Source organism: Sphingomonas sp. CCH15-F11 (genome assembly GCF_001557005.1).
Classification (GTDB): Bacteria; Pseudomonadota; Alphaproteobacteria; order Sphingomonadales; family Sphingomonadaceae; genus Sphingomonas.
In genome coordinates this window covers 1-2,678 of the sequence record NZ_LSKG01000120.1, presented here as the reverse complement: position 1 = coordinate 2,678, position 2,678 = coordinate 1, and the positions used below count along the sequence as shown (strand labels likewise).

The following is a 2,678-nucleotide window of genomic DNA, read 5'->3' as shown; positions in this document are numbered from 1 at the left end:
GCACCCATTTGTTCGCCCTTAGCGTGCAGATACGCCACTTTCGTGTAGTCACCCCGGTTCGCGTGTTCCGCACGCAGAGACGAGCAGGGCCGCCAGAACGGCGACTCCGTAGCCAAGCATGTTGATCCTCATCGCTTCTTCTCCGGTTGGAGTGCTGGGCTGATCTTCGATCCTGCTCACGATGGGAGCGTCCGCGGGTGCGACCTCCGCTCCACACCGGATCCTTTCTCCACGATAATGAGGGCTCAGGCATCCTGTCGCGTAGTATCTCATGAGCAGATCGACCATTGCCGTCTGCCCGTGGGAGTGGAGAGATTATGATCACAACACACTTCGCAGCCAAGCTGCTTCAGGCCGTTGCGGCTATTGGCATCGCCACCGCCGGCGTCAGCGCGGCGTCGGCGCAAACGAGCGGTGGCTCGATGGCCGGGATGAAGATGGCACCCGGTGCCAAGATGGCCACGAAGGGCAAAAAGGCCGCTCCGAAGAAGACCGCCCACCACAAGGGCGGACATCAAAAGGCTGCGCCGAAGCCGAAGTGAAGCCATGTCGGACGGACGGCTAGCGGGTTGCCAGTAGCGAACGTGGCAACCCGCTGGAGAAAGCAGGTCTAGCGGCCTGCCACTACCGGGTAGATGTGTTCTGACCTTTCCCCGGAGAGCGTCGCGTGCAAGCGGCGCTCAAGCGGACGATCAGGTGCTCCTGCCGATGCTTCCGCAGAAAAGGCAAAGCTACTTCTCCGCTTTGAATGCTGGCGTGATCGCGACGCTTCTGTCTTAGGGTTGGATCGTCCGCAATTGAACTGTGTGTCTCACCCGTGCAGGCAGGGCGCATCGGGAAATGCCAAGCGCTAGCGAGGGCAAACGCCTCGTGCTGCGTATCCACAAAGAGAATCGTCAAAGAAAGCGCTTGGCCCATGCGGAATTCGAAGCTGACCTTGTTGCTGGCGGCGCTTATGCTGGGCATGGCGGGACCGGCGCTCGCCCATGAGGATCACGACGCGCTCGGGGCCGGACCGGGCAATACTCAGGCGAGCCGGGCGGCAAGCGACGACCATGCAGGCATGGCGGGGATGAACGACAACGCGGTCGGCCCGGCGGACGCCGCGATGGGCCAGGACGTGGCTGCGGACGACATGGCGATGGGCCACGGGCACGACGAGGCCAACGCCAGGAACAAGACCTTCGGGCAGCGCTTGGTAAGCTGGCTTGGCCGCCTGCACACGATGGTGATCCACTTCCCGATCGCCATGATCATTGGCGCGCTGGCGGTGGAGCTGTTCGGGCTTTGGCGGCGCAACGCATCCTACCAGGAAGCGGCGCGGGTCATGCTGATCGTCGGCTCGCTGGGCGCGATCGTCGCGGCGTTCCTCGGCTGGTTCGCCGGCGGCTTCTACCTTTCCGATCGCAATCCCGTGCTGATGACTCACCGGTGGCTCGGCACCACGCTGGCGGCACTCTCGGTCGTGCTGGTCTACCTGGCGTTCCGGGCGCGGCGGGCGGCGGAGCGGCCCCGCACCGCTTACTGGAGCCTGCTCGGCGCGGTCACCATCGCGATCGCCGTCCAAGGCTGGCTCGGCGGATCATTCATGCACGGCGGCCTGAACCACCTCGCCTTCTGAACGACACGCCGGATCGACATACTCGGCTCGCCAAGGCGGCGAACTGTTTCACCGGGCTTGGTCCGGCGTAACCGCGGGGGCGGGAGCCGGCCGGGGCGAAGGATGCCGCGCGGGGAACAACGGCACGCCACCGCCGTGGTGGCCATAACTATAATCGCCCATGTCGAGCTGAAGAAGGCAGTTGGCGTAGCCCTCCGTCCCGGGCTGGAAGCCGTAGCTCGCGCACGCGGCCTGATGGCGGGCGGTCATCTCTCGGCGACTGACGCAGCCGGCAAGCGCTGCCAGCAGAATGAAGGTGGAGAGGGCCTTACGAAGAGGGCGCGGCATTGCTCGGGTCCGATGAACGGACGACGCCCGGACGTTGAGCGACCGCCCGTCATCAACATGCGCCTATCCGCACGGCCTGCCAAGCCCGATGCCCGCTTGTGTTCCCAACGCGACCTAGTGGCCGCGATAGGGATCGTGCTCGCCCTCGCGATGCTGGTTGTAACCGTAACCCGACCCATGGCGGCGCGCATAATAGCCGTTTCCAACATAATGCCGGTTGCTGGCGTAGTAGCTCCCGTGTCGATTGCGGCGATCATAATCCCGATAGCGGTTGCCGTAGCCGTGCTGATCCCGGCCATGCTCGTTGCGGGCCTGCCATCCGCCATGCTCACGGTCTCGCGCCAGCGCTGCGCTCGGGGCGAGCATGCCGGCCGTGGAAGCCAGCAGCGCCGCAGCTGCGATGAACTTGCGCACCATCTCGGTTCTCCTTCCAAGGTCCGCCCGATGGCGGATTGGCCCCTGACTAGATGGGCTGCCTTGAAACAGGTCTGAATGGCCCCGTCAGCGCCCGTTCAGTCGTACCCCGCTCACCAAGTAGGTACGACTTGGTAACCTTGATCCTTCATGATGCTCACCGGCTGGCGGCATGCGGGATCCTTTGGTGCAATCGTTATTCGAGACAATAACCCTGGCGGGGAACCCGGTGACGCTGCTCGGCCTCACCGGACTCGCCTGCGTTGCGGCCTGGCCATTTCTCCGCGATCGTCGCAGCGCTCTCGCCGTCCAAAGC

At 64.4% G+C, this 2,678-nt stretch carries 3 protein-coding genes; 2 read left to right on the top strand and 1 reads right to left on the bottom strand.

The window, feature by feature from the left end:
* The first annotated feature begins 317 nt into the window (after positions 1-317).
* Positions 318-542: a hypothetical protein gene (locus AX709_RS11215; RefSeq protein WP_066485841.1), complete on the top strand. Its 225-nt coding sequence runs from the start codon at positions 318-320 to the stop codon at positions 540-542.
* A 374-nt stretch (positions 543-916) separates the two neighbouring features.
* Entirely contained in the window at positions 917-1,621 is a 705-nt protein-coding gene (locus tag AX709_RS11210) for a DUF2231 domain-containing protein (protein WP_231727497.1), read from the top strand.
* 441 nt (positions 1,622-2,062) lie between these two features.
* On the opposite strand, the gene AX709_RS11200 is transcribed toward AX709_RS11210, so the two are convergent.
* Positions 2,063-2,365, bottom strand: coding sequence for a hypothetical protein (locus tag AX709_RS11200; RefSeq protein WP_066485845.1), 303 nt, complete (start codon positions 2,363-2,365; stop codon positions 2,063-2,065).
* Positions 2,366-2,678 lie beyond the last annotated feature (313 nt).